The following is a 14,352-nucleotide window of genomic DNA, read 5'->3' as shown; positions in this document are numbered from 1 at the left end:
GGCTTTAGTCGCCAGCCCGTTCAGATGCAAAACGCCATGCCGTACGATAGATAGAAAGGATTAGCCAGCAAAAGCAGCGGCTTTCCCCTGGCTGCCAAACAAGCGGATTTTTTCAATCACTTTTTGTTTCATCACATCACGCCCGTGGCCCAGAGAAACCGCCAAGACATACTCCTCTGGTGATTGATGCAATACTTCGCTAACCCCTTGGGTAAAGGCCTGACGCAGCTCGGTATCGACATTGACCTTGGCAACCCCCAAGGTAATCGCGCGGCGAATTTGCTCATCCGGCACCCCAGAGCCGCCATGCAATACGATAGGTTTCTTGACGATTTCGCGGATTTCTTGCAGGCGCTCAAATGCCAGTTTCGGCTCTTGCTTATACATTCCGTGAGCGGTACCAATTGATACCGCCAGATAATCAATGGTGGTCAGTTCGGCGAACTGTAGCGCTTCATCGCAACCGGTGATCAGGGCATCTTTTTCGTCAACTGAGATATCATCTTCAGTACCACCGATTTTACCAATTTCACCCTCAACGCCGATATTCAAGGCATGAGCGACATCTGCCACCGCGCGGGTAATACGCACATTTTCATCGAATGGCAGGTGAGAGCCATCGAACATCACCGACTGGAAACCGGCCTGAACCGCCGCCATGGTCTGCTCAAAACTACGGCTGTGATCCAGATGGATACAGACCGGTACCCTAATGTCGTGCATAAAGGCATCAACCATCTCTTTCATGGGTTTTAACCCCATGACGCTAATCACTTTCTGCCCAATTTGCAGCATGATGGGCGCCTGCTCCTCTTCGGCAGCCAGCAAGATCGCGCGGATTGTTTCCGCATTGTGGGCACTAAAAGCGCCGATGGCATAGCCATGCTGCCATGCGTGTTGAATCAAGGTATTACCGGATACATAAGACATTTTCTCTCCCTCTGCGTGCTGATAACAGCCGCTTTAAAAACAATCAATTAATCGGAAATCATTCGGTTGTTGGCAGACCAGACTGACTGCGAACCTGTTGTAAAATGGCACTCCAATCCTGGCGCCCGCGCCCGCAGGCTCTGGCCTGACTGTAAACCTCGCGGGAAGCAGCCCCCATCGGCATGGTGACGTGCAATTGGTTAGCCACATCAAGAGCGATACCTAAATCTTTATGTGCTAAATCAATCATGAACGCTGGCGTTAAATCCCCCTTCAGCACCTTATTTGGCCACGTGGTAGTGAAATGCCCTTTACCCGCCGGAGTGCCACTCATCACTTGCAGTGCGACATCGAAAGACAGTCCCAGTGCTTCGCATAGCACGGCGGCCTCCGCCGACAACGCATTGAGCGCAATACTCATGTAGTTGTTGATAAGCTTCACGCGGATCCCCATCCCCGGCCCGCCCGCATTGATAAGTTCAGATCCCATTGCCATCAGCAATGGCGTTGCCCGCTCAACCTGCGCTTGCGTTCCCCCCGCCAGTATCAATAAGGTGCCGGCCTGTGCATGGTCAGAGGTACGCCCCACCGGCGCATCCATAAAACCATACCCTTTGGCCTGCATCTGTTGCGCCAAACGGTCAGTCTGTAATGGATGGATAGTGGACATATCAATCACCAGTGCATCTGGTGACAAGCGGCTACAAACGCCGTCGTTGCCGAACAGCACGTCATGCACCAGTTCTCCGTTAGGGAGCATGGTGATAACAAACTCTGCTCCTTTGGCGGCCTGCCCTGCGTTACCACATGGCGTGGCACCCAGCGCAGCCAACACCGCTACCGCGCCGGGGTTGGTATCGAAAACATGCAATTGATGCCCGTGTTTAATGAGGTTACGCGCCATGGGCGATCCCATTTGCCCTAACCCGATGAATGCTACCTGTGCCATTATTCTCTCCTGTCACCTGATGTCATTTTTCGTCACTTGATTGGAATATTTTGTCTGTTTTTGATCGTATTTGTAATTTATGGTCAAAAAATTGACATTCGTCACTCTTTTAACATTTGAACGAATTAAAATGGTCACATCGTGATCAACAGCCCTTTTTTGGCTAACCAAGGAACTGAAACCATGACCCGGATTGCATGTGTAGGAATTGCGGTGCAGGACCGCCTCTATTACCTGGCAAAACTGCCCGATAGCGGCGGTAAATATGTGGCGGATGATTATCGTGAGATTGGTGGAGGGCCTGCGGCAACAGCAGCGGTAGCGGCGGCTCGACTGGGCGCGCAAGTCGATTTTATTGGCCGGGTAGGTGATGATGCCACGGGCAATACTCTGCTCGATGAGCTGGAACACTATGGGGTAAATACCGCCCTTAGCCGCCGCTACGCCAATGCCCGTTCATCGCAGTCGGCGGTCTTGGTCGACCATCATGGGGAGCGCATCATCATTAACCATCCCAGTCCTGACCTGCCAGAAGATGCCCAATGGCTGACGGGGATAGATTTCAGCCACTATGATGTCGTGTTGGCGGATGTCCGTTGGCATCAGGGGGCGCTAACCGCATTTACACTGGCCCGCCAAGCCGGTATCACCACCCTACTTGATGCTGATGTCACGCCGCAAGATATCCGCCCGTTGGTCGCTCTTGCGGACCACGCGGTCTTCTCCGAGCCGGGTTTACAGCGAATGACGGGCAAAAATGACACTGACGCTGCGCTCTTATTAGCCGCCAGTGACACAAACGGACAGGTGTATGTCACCCGAGGTAAAAAGGGTTGTTATTGGCTGGAGAATGGCGAACAGCAACATCAGGCGGGATTTGAGGTAGTCGTGGTCGATACCACCGGTGCGGGGGATGTTTTTCATGGTGCATTGGCGGTAACGCTGGGCCGACAACACACAATTACTGCGGCAGTGCGCTATGCTAATGCCGTGGCGGCATTAAAATGTACCCGCCCCGGTGGGCGGGCCGGAATACCTGATTGTGATCAAACTGACTCTTTCCTGACGCATTTTGTATAAAATAAACAATAGTATGATGAATGAGAGAGAGCAAAGCATGAGTCTGACCGAACTAACCGGTAACCCACGCCACGATCAACTGATTCAACTGATCGCCAGTCGTGGCTATATGAATATTGATGAATTGGCACAATTGCTGGATGTTTCGACTCAAACCGTGCGTCGCGATATCCGTAAGCTTAGCGAACAAGGGCTGATTACCCGTCATCACGGGGGAGCCGGGCGAGCGTCTAGCGTCGTGAATACCGCGTTTGAACAGCGAGAGCTTTCATATACTAAAGAGAAAATGGCCATTGCTGAGGCGATTGCTGATTACATTCCCGATCGTTCAACGGTGTTTATCACTATTGGTACCACTGTTGAACATATCGCCCGCGCATTGATAAATCACAGCCACCTGCGGATTATTACTAATAGCCTGAGGGTGGCACACATTTTATATAAAAATACCGATTTTGAAGTGATGGTGCCAGGCGGTACGCTACGACCAAACAATGGTGGCATTATTGGCCCCAGTGCGGTCTCTTTCGTTGAAGGTTTCCGCGCCGACTATCTGATTACCAGCATGGGAGCAATTGATAGCGACGGCAGCCTGCTGGAGTTTGATGTTAATGAGGCGACAGTGGTGAAAGCGATGATGGCACATTCCCGCCACATCTTATTGGCAGCCGATCATACCAAGTTCCACGCCTCCGCCGCCGTCGAAATTGGTAATGTTGCCAAAGCTACAGCGCTGTTTACCAATGTTTCTCCCCCGTCACAACTGGCCGCACTGTTGCAGCAACAACAGGTGGAACTGGTGATCACACAGTTAGGTAATCAGGAACCCACTATCTAAATTTTACGCAAAAAAAAGCAGGCGACACGGCCTGCTTTTTCAGGATTTAACGCGCTAAGAACAGGTCAGTTAATGGTGCTATCACCATGACCAACCACAAGAGTAACGCACTGAACATAGCGCGCTGTAGCAATTTCCGAGCGCCCTGCCAGCGAGAGTCCAGGCTGCGCCCGCTGATAGGCTTGCTACGCCATACATGTTGTAACGCCGCATCAAAATCCTCAGTTTGCGCTGAGTTGGCATACAGCAAGGCAAATAACCGCTCATCAAGCCATAAGCGCCAACAGTAATAATGGGTGATACCCGCGAGCATCAAGAGCAACGTAGCGACCGGACTATCCGCGCCCCATAAGGCAAAGACTATCGGTGGTACCGTCAGTGCGGCCAGATAACGCCAACTGGCAAGATGAATAGTCAGAACCTGACCCGCTATTGGCCGGTTGAGCATGATGTTTCCTTTTGTTGCCATACTGCCAACGCCCGTAAGTGCTGTGGCTGTAACACCACTTGCGGCCGGGCCTGTCGTAATAATTCAGCGGCCGCCAATGGCGTCGCAACCCGCCCCTGATCAAGCAACCATGCAGCAATCACCAGTGCGCTGCGAGACATGCCCAAAGCACAATGAACCAGCACCGTGCCATGTTGCTGATGCATTTGATTAAGTAACGTAACCGCCTGCATTAATTGCCGTTGCTCGGGCACCACTAAATCCATCAATGGGCAGCATCTATAAGGTTTACCCTGGCTGTAACGACTGCGGCTAAACACCGCCGTCACATCCAATACGCTTGCTGGCAATATGTCGGATCGCGGATAACTACCAATAAACACCCCATCAGCCACCGCAATTACCGAGGGAAGCTGGCGAGTGAACCCATACATCGACAATCTGGCCCCTAGCCGATAAGGCCATAATAGCAGCCGGGCTGAGGGTGAGATCCGGCCATCAGCGCGCTTTTGGCATACATCAGCCCCCCAGCCGCAATAACCCACAGCCACAGCCAGCAGTGACAGCACCGGCCACCACAGTAAACTCCATCCGCCGCCCAGCCACCCTGCCAGCCCAGTTGCCAATAAGGCACCGCCACCATAGTAAAAAGCCAGTTTCAGCGATGAACGACAAGGCGGTAGCCAACGCCAGCCACCCGTTATCGGGACCAGATAACTGACAACCACACCTGCCGCCAGCCCTGTAACAAGATCAATCACATGATGCTGCCAGGTCGTGAGCACCGAGACTGCAATCAATGCAAACCAACCACTCATCAACCAACGGAATCCCCCTTTGCAGTGCGGCCAGAATCGTAGCCACAGCAACCATGCCAGCATAATATGTAGCGATGGTGCCTGGTTGTAGGGTAAATCAAACATTTCCAATTGCTGGAATAGCCAACCGAACGACCCGTCGGTTACTGGGCGAATAAAGCTGAATTTTAGTGGGAACAGCAGAAAACCCAGGCACGCCACCAGTGATGCCATTACCAACCGCAGCGCGTGACGCGTCTGCTCTTGCTGTGAAGTGCAAATAAACAGCGACAAACCATACAACAGATCAATGCTCCAATAGGGCACGATGGTCCATGGCAGAAAAGGGATCTGCTGCTCCCAATCATATACCACACTGCCAACCCCAATACGGCTGGCCGTAAAGTGGTTGGTCTGACCGTAGCTAATAAAAAATAGCGGGGCCAGCAACAGCAGCCATAATGCGCCACGCCACCACAGTGACTTGCGTGGCGAGCGAATATCAGATTCAGTCATCGGCACGGCGAACCGCCAGCGATACGGTAAAAATACCCCATTCATCAATCAGTTGATGACATTTATCAAAACCGGCCTGTTCAACCAGCGCATCCATCTCGCCCTGACTGCGCACCCGCATCACCCAAGGCTGACCACCTTGATGGCTGGTCAATGCGCGGGCAATCATATTAAGTTGCGGATGCCACGGCTGGCCGGTATAAACCAATATACCGCCGACAGGAATTGCCGCGGCCAACCCGGCCAATGATGCCTGAATCATGTCGTTGTGCGGGAAGAGTTCGTATAAACCGGAAACGATCGCCAGCGTCGGATTTGGGGCCAGATTGGCTAACGAGTCACGATCAAATGCATCTCCTTTCTCGAAACGCGCCACCTCGGCCAGATTGCGCTCTACAATCATCTGCTGCCCTTTCTCCACGTTCAGGTCGCTGTAGTCACGCAGTAGGATTTGCTCAACATCAGGTTGGTTCGTCAGCGCATCCAACACATAACGGCCATGACCGGCCGCGATATCAACAATTCGCAGCGCCATGCCTTTATCTCGTAACTGCTGGAGTGCTTGTTGAATCGTCTGTTGTAAATGTACTTTACGCCTACGAATACCGCGCCAGCCAATACTATTGAGGTATTGCTGGTCAATGTAGCGCCCTAGCTTGTTAGTGCCTTGCGGCTGATTGCGATAGACGTAATCTAGCGTACTGCCAGAGTCAAAACCGGTTTCAAACCCTAAACGCACCCCAGCTGCACTGCGGCCCAACGTTTGCATACCGTAACGCAAAGCAGAGTAGTAGATTCCCTCCGCGGAGTACGGTTTCAGGGGCACTTGCAGTGCACGGTAGCTGTCCGCACTGGCACTCCAGCGGTCTTCGTAGCGGTAATTGTGCGTTGGCAATTGTGCGGTATACAGGCTTTCAATAAAGCACCGCATTTTATCGAATGCCAAATGCCGCTCTTTCTCGCCCAAGGTGTCGTGATAAAAACCGGGTAGGATATGTTGTTCTTTGACCGGGCTACTTAAGCGCTGATAAAACTTCAGTTGCGGTGCCCGATGAACCACAAAATCATCACCGGAAATCAGCAGTTGCGTTGGCAATGTAATGGCCGCGGCATCTTGCACAATCCGCTCAGCCGCACGGTAAAGATCTAACAGAATATTCACCGCAATAGGTCGGCTGACCAGCGGGTCGCTATCAAAACTGGTAACCCGTGATGCATCGTGGCTGAGAAACTTACCTTTGACGTAGGATTTAACATAGAACAAACCCCGTAAGCGGTGCATTAGCGCCAATCCTGGGCGGGCAAATGGCACATACAGTTTCACTTTAAACGCTGGCGATGCCAAAATCATGCCCCGTATTTTCGGTGCGTAATCATGAACCCAAGTTGAAACCAACACCGCGCCAACACTTTGTGCCACCACCACAATGTCCTGCAACGGCACACCACTATCCACGGCGGCGAAACGGACAAACTCATCAACATCTTGCACCGAACGGGCCAGACTTGGGCTATAACCACGATCACCCGGTGATTGACCATGGCCACGCGCATCCCAGGCATAAAAAGTTACATCCGGCAGCATCAATTCATCGACAATATGCTGTAGACGCCCCGAGTGTTCATGACCACGATGAAACAGCACCATCACCCGCTTGGCAACGCCGCTCTCAGCAGGCCAACAACGGTAGAATAACGGAACATTATCACTGGTGCTAAACGTCAGTTCCTGCGCGAGACGGTTTCCTTGAGTCACGGTATTTTCCTTGTGGCAAGTTGTTGCAAAATGATAAAGCGCTGCTGCAATTCTGTGCGAAACACCTGTTTATCATCATGATAATAGAAAGGTTTATCCACATAGATATCAATAAAAAATGGCACCGGAATGTGTTGCCCTTTGCCCATCGCCCGCCCCAGCCCATGCATATAAATCGGCGTTATCGGGACGCTGGGGAACTGACGGCTTAAATACCACAATCCCGATTTAAACGCTGAAAACTGCTCCGGCTCGCCACGTGTCCCTTCGGGGAACAGAATAACAATTTTGTTGTTTGATAACGCCTCGATGCAACCCGCTAAGGGATCATTGCCCTTGGTCGAACCACCGCGCACCACCGGGATAATACCGATTACCTTGGTCGCGAACCATGCCATGGCACGATTACGGAGGAAATAGTCAGCGGCAGCCACCGGATGCACTTGCGATAGCGTTGACAGCGGAAACAGGGTAAATAGCGTCAGGATATCCAAATGGCTATTATGATTCGCCACCACAATTGCCGGGCCGTTCAGCGGCAACTGCTTGCGCTGCCAAACGGAAACCCCCAGCCATACCAGCACCACCGGATACGCCACACAAAGTGTAAAACACCAGCGCAAAAGTCGGTTCACAGTGTAGCCTCAGTAATAAAAGTAGCGGATAAAATGGAAGAACAGCGGCGCGGTATAAATAAGCGAATCCAGCCGGTCAAGAATACCGCCGTGGCCGGGTAATAATTTGCCTGAATCTTTCACCCCAAGATCTCGCTTAACCGCAGACATCACCACATCACCGCAGAAACCAGTCAAACCAATAAGTAATCCGGCCAACAGAGAGAAATAGATATTCATCGGCGTTAGAATCGGCCCCAGAATGGCCGCCAGCAACATGGTGGTTGCCACACCCCCCAACAAACCGGCCAATGTCTTATTCGGGCTAACGCTGGGGGTGACTTTGATGCGGCCCAGTGATTTCCCCCACAGGTATTGAGCAATGTCATTCAGTTCGGTCAACGCAACCAGGAATACCACCAGCAGTGCCCCCTGCGTGCCAATAGGGCCAGGCAGTACCATCAGGAATGCCACATGGCTCAAGGCAAATACGGTGGTCATCAATCCCCAATGCATATTTGATGCTGCGTGCAGGAACCCTTTGGTGTCACCAATCAGCACCATCCTGACGGGCAGGAACAAGAATGCATAAATTGGAATGAAAATGACGAACATGCCGTACCACCCTATGCCGACCCACAGATAATGAATTGGGATAGCCAAATACATCCATAACAGTGGGATATTATCGGAGCGGCGGGTTGATATCAGTGTTAGAAACTCTTTTAGCGCCAGAAAACTGATGAAACCGAAGATAACCAGTGACAGCCATTTCGGGCTAACCATCGCTACAGTGAAAACGATAATAATCAACCACCAACTGGTGATGCGCTGACGTAACTCCAACCACTCTTTTTGCGGGTAACGCAGCATCAATATCACGATAATCACGCTGGCAAGCGCCAACAGACCAAAAATAACCATCAGACTGATAGCAAGTCTCGAGTCCATATTACGCCTCGCCCTTTAGCGCTGCCCGGCAGCGGTTGATACATGTCCACAGCAATAACAACGATGCTAAAGCGAACAGCCATGCGGAAAAGGTTAAAGCGACAGGCCACAAAGCAACTGCTAACCCATAAGCGCCGAACAACAGGGCGCGATCGCTTTTTCCCAATGGTCCCTGATAACCTCGCGGCTGCCCCAGCGTTTGCGCCATAATGCCGCAGAACTCCGTCAGAAAAGCCAGAAACAGTGCCAAGATAACCCACTCAGGACGCGCATAAGGCAGCAAAGCAAACGGCAGGTAGAGCGCAATATCCGAGATGACGTCGCCAATCTCATTGAGCAACGCGCCGAGGCGTGACTGCTGGTTAAACTCCCTCGCTAACATGCCATCAATCGCATTCAGCGCCATACGGAAAAAGAGAAACACGGGGAGTAGAATAAACATCATGCGTGATGGGAATAACGCCAATAAGCCGCCCACCAGCACTGAAGCAATCAGAGTAAATAATGTGACTTGATTCGCCGTAATCCCCCGCCGATACAACCAGGCCAAACACGGTCGCAACAGCGCCTGAAATCGCGGTTTAATATCATAAAGCGTCATAAATATACCTGTGTATTGACCCTGAAAAGTCAGCAATTAGCTATGCGGATGGTTAATGAAATTATTCCACACCAAATTATTATAGAAAGGTATCACTTGTGGCCGGAGAGACCAATAGGAAAAACAAAGCAGGAATGAATTGTATCCACTTGATTTGTAGGATTTTTCTTATAACCACGTTGTTTGCCTGTTTGCGGGCTATCGTTAGTCTCGCCACAGCAGTAAGGAGTAACAACGCGGGTTATTGTAGTGGCTGTTGACCTTCCACTGTCGAGCCAAAATCATCAATAATTGAGAAGAATACCGTCATATTCTTAGCCGGAATTTGATTACCGACTAGCCCACCATCGATGCTACTTTTCGGGGCGACCATATCGTCATTCCCCAACTTAACCGGGGTTCTCGCGGCACTTTTACTTTGCGCAATCTCCACAGTCTGGAATGTCACATTAAATGGCGTCGGATTGGTGACACGAAAGACCCCGCCACTGCCCTCTGGAACCCATCTGAAAGAGAGTTGGTTAAGCACCCCCTCTGAACTGGCAGGAATACCCGCCGGGCGATAGAACAGTTTGATGCGTGAGCGGAAGGCAATTTGTACTTCATTGCCGGCAGCCTGCGGTGAAGCGGTTTTCGGTGGCACTTCTAATACATTCAGCCAAAACATCGATTCGCGATCAGACGGCAGTTGACCGGCAGTACCGGTATAGTAAATGCGAACAGATTTATTGGTTTGAGGATCAAGGCGGAACACCGGAGTATCAACAACAAAGGGTACCTTTATCTGCTCAATGGATTTATCCATTTCAGCAATATTGTTATCAACCCACAGTTGCAGTAAAGCTGGGCGATTGCCCTTATTGAGGATCTGCACGCTGCCTGATTTATCATCTCCAGTAACCACCACTCGGGTCAGACCAATAGCAATACCCGCCTGCGCTGTGGTAGTGAGCAACAAGGAGGCAAGGGTCACCGCCGCAAACACGTGGTACCGATGCGTGAACCTGCGGATATACAGCATGAGCCAGTACGAAAACGTTTTCATTTATAGATCAACGTAAAAGTAAATGCGCCGTTGACGGAACCACTTTGCACGGTGCTTTCAGTTTGATAAAGCCCGGCGTTCATCGGCACGGTGTAGCTCTGCGTGCTTGCTGAATTATAGCCGCTCAAGGTGTATTCGGTATTCAACACGATAGGTGTATTTGTCTGGCTACGCAATAATACCCCCACGCCTCTGGCGGTAGATCCGCTATTCAACGCTACCACACCATTTGCCGCATTCAGCACATTAGTTGCCGCGCCAAACGTATAATTAATACCCGCCAATCCACCGGGGCAGTTATTAAAATTGAGATTAAATGATTTTAACCCTTCAATATTGCCAATCCCAGTAAATTTATTGCTGGCGACATCCGGTAAATTGACAATCACATCCGGTGTGGTGCAGGTCTGTGTCATTAACTGGATATTCAGGGAATTTGGCGCAAAATCAAATAATCGGTAGCGGGTTGATTCAAGATAACTACTGGTGCCATTGTTATAGGTGCGATAGTTATAGGCATAAGCAGGGTCAAAAGCGGCAGCCCATCCACTGGTTAATGTCGTGGCAATCTTAACAAACTTGATTTGTAGTTCTATGTTCAAGTTAAAATTAGCCCCATTGTTGTAAGGAATAGGGCCTAACAGCGGTGAGGAATAAACTATATTTGCCGCGCTAAAGCCATTCATCGGCTTCCAGTCGCTGCTGAAACCTGCGCCGGTCACGCGAAAACGCAGTGCATAGCCTAAGCCAGCTTTACCGGTATAAGAAAATACACTGTGACTATTGCCATCAATGTTGATTGTCCGGTCGATGCTGTACGGCGAGAACAGCCCTGCCCCAGCCTTAATACTGTCATTCATTGAGGTGGATAATATCTTGCACACCCAGCCCCCTGCGGGGAAGCTTATCCATGAACCAATCGGCGAACCAACCGCAGTGTTGGGCGGAACTCGCAGCGTGGTTGTCGGGCCATAAATATAGTAAGTACCGCTATAGTCACAATCCATGGCAGAGCCCAAGGCATTAGCATTATGGCTGATCGCTAAACCACTCATCACCAGTAACCACAGTAAAAGTTGTTTTAGTTGACGGCAGCCGTGCGCTATCGAATCACTGGCTGCACCACAGAACCTGTCCATGTAATATTGCGCTATATTCCGATAAGAACTCATTTGCATATCACCTCTAACTGCCGGAATTCACCCTTAACCAACGCGCCGCGGGGTAATTTATAATCAAAGCCGCAACTATCACCAACGCCCTCACCCCATATCACGCGCAGATGTCCATCTTGCTGGTTCACCCGCACCATGGCTTGCCCGCCCTGAGCGATATAGCCCACACTGGCACCAGTGGCATCTTTCACCTCGGCACCAAACGGCAGTGGTGTGTTATCCGCCCGATGTCCGGTCAATAACATCGAATAGCCACTAGATGTCTCAAACTTCACCAGTGCCACCGCACCGGCAGTAGGGGCAACCCGCTGACTGGTGGTTTTAAATTCCACATCCGACGATAAGCCTTTTGGATCCAGTTCGACATCATTTTGTCGGTAAGGGCTTAAGTAAGGCACCACCGCCCGGCCACTGCTATCGAGACGCATCCCCGAGTAGTTGGCCACACGGGCTCCGGCAGCATCCGGGGCCTCAACAATCCCTACCGTATCGCCCAGATAGGAGGCAAAAACCACACCACCACCGTAGGCGACGATGCCACCAGACATATTGACACTGGCCTGCTCGTAATCATTACTTTTCGAATAACTGCCGCCAATAGTCGTTTTAGGCGCCAGCCAACTGCCCGTCACGCCTACAGTGTTGTAGTTACCGTTCACGTCAGTACGGTTATTCGCCGCTGAAACACCATAGTTAAATTGATTATCGTCGCCAGCAGAACCTGAAACCCCGGTTTGAACTGAACTGCTGTCACGAGTGTTGGTGTAACTGGTGCTCAACCGCGGTGAACCCCGTTTGCTGCCCAACGGAATGGAGAAAGAGACGCTCAGTTGATTATCCCAATCCCCACTGGACATATTGCGCAGCCGATTAAGAGCCAGGTTATAACTCAGTGACTTATAACTATTATTATAACCGAGCTGGAAATTCATATCGCGACGCTGCCCGCCCCAATAATCCTGCGCATTCGCATTGGCATAAAACGAACCATAACCCTCTGGCAAACCTTGAGTAATACTGATTTGCGCCTGATTGCGGCGACGATACTTAAAACTGTCATCGTAGCGGGTATTACCATCTGGCAGGCTTGAATTGAAAATAGTGTTATTAACTTCGCCATGTTGCAAATAGTCACGCATGCGCATCGCTTCTGACGGCGTATAAAAACCGTCACTGGAATAGTGGTAACTGGCGATGGTCAGGCTGGTATCGGTTTGCGGTAATGAGTTCGCATAGGTAATGCCCATACTCTGACCGTTCTGATCACTCTCACCGGGTAACCTGGTTTGCGCTTGTGTCAAACTAAATGCCACCGCTCCGACGGGGGTATTAAACGCCAGCCCGGCAGAGGCCGATAGATACCCTTCGGCCGCAACTACTCCGCCGTTGCCGGTGATTAAATTGGATAAGCCATGGCGTAAGGTTCCCATCAAGAGAGCCGGTTTTTCCGCCATTGAATTATCACGATACTCACCGGCCATTAAAGAATAGCGCGTGGTTCCCGGCCGCAATAGCTCGGCAATTGATGCAAATGGCACGGTAAACGACTGCTCGCTACCATCAGCTTCAGTAATAGTGACAATCAGATTGCCGCCCTGGCCTGTAGGGTAGAGATCGTCGATGGTAAAAGGCCCCGGTGGCACCGTGGTTTCATAAATAGATTGGCCTTGTTGACGCACCACGACACGGGCGTTAGTACGGGCGATGCCGCGCACCACGGGTGCATAACCACGCTGAGAGTCAGCGAACATACGATCATCCGAGCTTAATTCAATGCCACGATAGCTGAGACTGTCGAATACCTGACCATCAGTATTGGAGTCACCAATCGTCATTTTGCTGTATAAGGATGGCACCGCACGCTCCGCGTAGGTGGCCAGATTTTGATAATCAAATCCCTGACTGTCACTTCGATTTAATGCGCTACGATAGTATAAACGCCAACTTTGCCAGTTGAATCCGCCTAGCAGCCCGAGATATTGATAAGTCTGGCTGCTGGCATCACTCTGATTACTGCGATAACCGGTGTAATCATATTTCAACGTTGCCGCCGTCACACCATCATCCCAATATTTGGGATTAACATAGCCACGCGCCTGGCGGATTAAAGAAGCCTGTGGGATCTGAATATCCAACCGCTGGGTATTCTCATCAAAAATGGCATTCCCACCGTCCAGCAGAGTACTCAATGATGAGCAAACACTGGCAGTTTCCAGTTGTTTCAGTACATCAGGCGTGAGCTTAGTGGTATCAATTCCGAGTTCATCAAACAACTTTAAGTCAAAACACGGAAGGGCCACTTTAGATTCTGGCGACGGCAACTCAAAGCGTATCGCCTGACGCCCGATCCATTGCTCATTTAAATAGATATCAATGCTACGCTCACCTGGAGCAACGGGATTGCCCTCACTATAGCGACTGGCATCAACAGAAAAACGGAGGAAAGAATCACTGAACTCAACATGTTCAGGGTCTTCAGCACAGGCGGGTAAACTAAATAGCATGCCGCCCAAGCTAAAAATAACAAAGGAGAATGCCGACAAATATTTCGGGCGCTCGTTTTTTTGATAATACATGTAATAATTAAACATTATATCGAGGCCATTTAATAAATATGCACCTGGTGGATGCAGAGAAAGACTAATTAATTAT

The 14,352-nt window shown here is 50.7% G+C and carries 13 protein-coding genes; 2 read left to right on the top strand and 11 right to left on the bottom strand.

Annotation, left to right across the window (positions count from 1 at the left end; genetic code table 11):
- Positions 1–60: 60 nt before the first annotated feature.
- The gene (locus V2A85_RS09195) at positions 61–930 is read right to left on the bottom strand and encodes a class II fructose-bisphosphate aldolase (protein ID WP_420071289.1); all 870 of its coding nucleotides are present in this window, start codon (positions 928–930) and stop codon (positions 61–63) included.
- A gap of 58 nt (positions 931–988) precedes the next feature.
- A complete protein-coding gene (yihU, locus tag V2A85_RS09190) occupies positions 989–1,879 on the bottom strand; it encodes a sulfolactaldehyde 3-reductase (RefSeq protein WP_372558641.1) in 891 nt (296 codons plus the stop codon).
- Between the two features lie 183 nt (positions 1,880–2,062).
- On the opposite strand from yihU, the gene V2A85_RS09185 reads away from it, so the two are divergent.
- Positions 2,063–2,959, top strand: a complete 897-nt coding sequence (locus tag V2A85_RS09185; RefSeq protein WP_372558640.1) for a sugar kinase — start codon at positions 2,063–2,065, stop codon at positions 2,957–2,959.
- 37 nt (positions 2,960–2,996) lie between these two features.
- On the top strand, positions 2,997–3,797 hold the full coding sequence (locus V2A85_RS09180) for a DeoR/GlpR family DNA-binding transcription regulator (protein WP_372558639.1): 801 nt from the start codon (positions 2,997–2,999) through the stop codon (positions 3,795–3,797).
- 46 nt (positions 3,798–3,843) lie between these two features.
- Here V2A85_RS09180 and V2A85_RS09175 read toward each other — a convergent pair whose 3' ends face one another.
- The 9 genes from V2A85_RS09175 to V2A85_RS09135 all read right to left on the bottom strand — a co-directional run bounded on the left by V2A85_RS09175 (position 3,844) and on the right by V2A85_RS09135 (position 14,276).
- On the bottom strand, positions 3,844–4,245 hold the full coding sequence (locus tag V2A85_RS09175) for a hypothetical protein (RefSeq protein WP_372558638.1): 402 nt from the start codon (positions 4,243–4,245) through the stop codon (positions 3,844–3,846).
- A complete protein-coding gene (locus V2A85_RS09170) occupies positions 4,227–5,558 on the bottom strand; it encodes a phosphatase PAP2/dual specificity phosphatase family protein (protein WP_420071288.1) in 1,332 nt (443 codons plus the stop codon). The genes V2A85_RS09175 and V2A85_RS09170 overlap by 19 nt, the downstream gene beginning before the upstream one ends.
- Positions 5,551–7,314 (bottom strand): bifunctional alpha/beta hydrolase/class I SAM-dependent methyltransferase, encoded by a 1,764-nt coding sequence (locus V2A85_RS09165; RefSeq protein WP_420071287.1) that lies wholly within the window; start codon positions 7,312–7,314, stop codon positions 5,551–5,553. Before V2A85_RS09165 ends, V2A85_RS09170 begins: the two co-directional genes overlap by 8 nt.
- Positions 7,311–7,949, bottom strand: coding sequence for a lysophospholipid acyltransferase family protein (locus V2A85_RS09160; protein ID WP_372558635.1), 639 nt, complete (start codon positions 7,947–7,949; stop codon positions 7,311–7,313). The genes V2A85_RS09165 and V2A85_RS09160 overlap by 4 nt, the downstream gene beginning before the upstream one ends.
- Positions 7,950–7,958: 9 nt before the next feature.
- Complete coding sequence (locus V2A85_RS09155) at positions 7,959–8,879, bottom strand: phosphatidate cytidylyltransferase (RefSeq protein WP_372558634.1); 921 nt, start codon at positions 8,877–8,879, stop codon at positions 7,959–7,961.
- 1 nt (position 8,880) lies between these two features.
- Complete coding sequence (locus V2A85_RS09150) at positions 8,881–9,480, bottom strand: CDP-alcohol phosphatidyltransferase family protein (RefSeq protein WP_372558633.1); 600 nt, start codon at positions 9,478–9,480, stop codon at positions 8,881–8,883.
- A 241-nt stretch (positions 9,481–9,721) separates the two neighbouring features.
- Entirely contained in the window at positions 9,722–10,525 is an 804-nt protein-coding gene (locus V2A85_RS09145; RefSeq protein WP_420071286.1) for a molecular chaperone, read from the bottom strand.
- On the bottom strand, positions 10,522–11,697 hold the full coding sequence (locus tag V2A85_RS09140; protein WP_420071285.1) for a fimbrial protein: 1,176 nt from the start codon (positions 11,695–11,697) through the stop codon (positions 10,522–10,524). The genes V2A85_RS09145 and V2A85_RS09140 overlap by 4 nt, the downstream gene beginning before the upstream one ends.
- Positions 11,694–14,276: a fimbria/pilus outer membrane usher protein gene (locus V2A85_RS09135; protein WP_420071284.1), complete on the bottom strand. Its 2,583-nt coding sequence runs from the start codon at positions 14,274–14,276 to the stop codon at positions 11,694–11,696. The genes V2A85_RS09140 and V2A85_RS09135 overlap by 4 nt, the downstream gene beginning before the upstream one ends.
- Positions 14,277–14,352: the final 76 nt, after the last annotated feature.

The sequence above is a fragment of the Yersinia sp. 1252 StPb PI genome, from assembly GCF_048593885.1.
Taxonomy (GTDB): Bacteria; Pseudomonadota; Gammaproteobacteria; order Enterobacterales; family Enterobacteriaceae; genus Yersinia; species Yersinia enterocolitica_E.
Note: the sequence above shows the minus strand (reverse complement) of the source record. Positions and strands in the feature narration are given on the sequence as shown.

What these genes read in the sequence shown, in the direction of transcription:
- V2A85_RS09195 (WP_420071289.1), bottom strand. Translation starts at nt 930, where the DNA reads ATGTCTTATGTATCCGGTAATACCTTGATTCAACACGCATGGCAGCAT.
- yihU (WP_372558641.1), bottom strand. Translation starts at nt 1,879, where the DNA reads ATGGCACAGGTAGCATTCATCGGGTTAGGGCAAATGGGATCGCCCATG.
- V2A85_RS09185 (WP_372558640.1), top strand. Translation starts at nt 2,063, where the DNA reads ATGACCCGGATTGCATGTGTAGGAATTGCGGTGCAGGACCGCCTCTAT.
- V2A85_RS09180 (WP_372558639.1), top strand. Translation starts at nt 2,997, where the DNA reads ATGAGTCTGACCGAACTAACCGGTAACCCACGCCACGATCAACTGATT.
- V2A85_RS09175 (WP_372558638.1), bottom strand. Translation starts at nt 4,245, where the DNA reads ATGCTCAACCGGCCAATAGCGGGTCAGGTTCTGACTATTCATCTTGCC.
- V2A85_RS09170 (WP_420071288.1), bottom strand. Translation starts at nt 5,558, where the DNA reads ATGACTGAATCTGATATTCGCTCGCCACGCAAGTCACTGTGGTGGCGT.
- V2A85_RS09155 (WP_372558634.1), bottom strand. Translation starts at nt 8,879, where the DNA reads ATGGACTCGAGACTTGCTATCAGTCTGATGGTTATTTTTGGTCTGTTG.
- V2A85_RS09150 (WP_372558633.1), bottom strand. Translation starts at nt 9,480, where the DNA reads ATGACGCTTTATGATATTAAACCGCGATTTCAGGCGCTGTTGCGACCG.
- V2A85_RS09145 (WP_420071286.1), bottom strand. Translation starts at nt 10,525, where the DNA reads ATGAAAACGTTTTCGTACTGGCTCATGCTGTATATCCGCAGGTTCACG.
- V2A85_RS09140 (WP_420071285.1), bottom strand. Translation starts at nt 11,697, where the DNA reads ATGAGTTCTTATCGGAATATAGCGCAATATTACATGGACAGGTTCTGT.
- V2A85_RS09135 (WP_420071284.1), bottom strand. Translation starts at nt 14,276, where the DNA reads ATGTATTATCAAAAAAACGAGCGCCCGAAATATTTGTCGGCATTCTCC.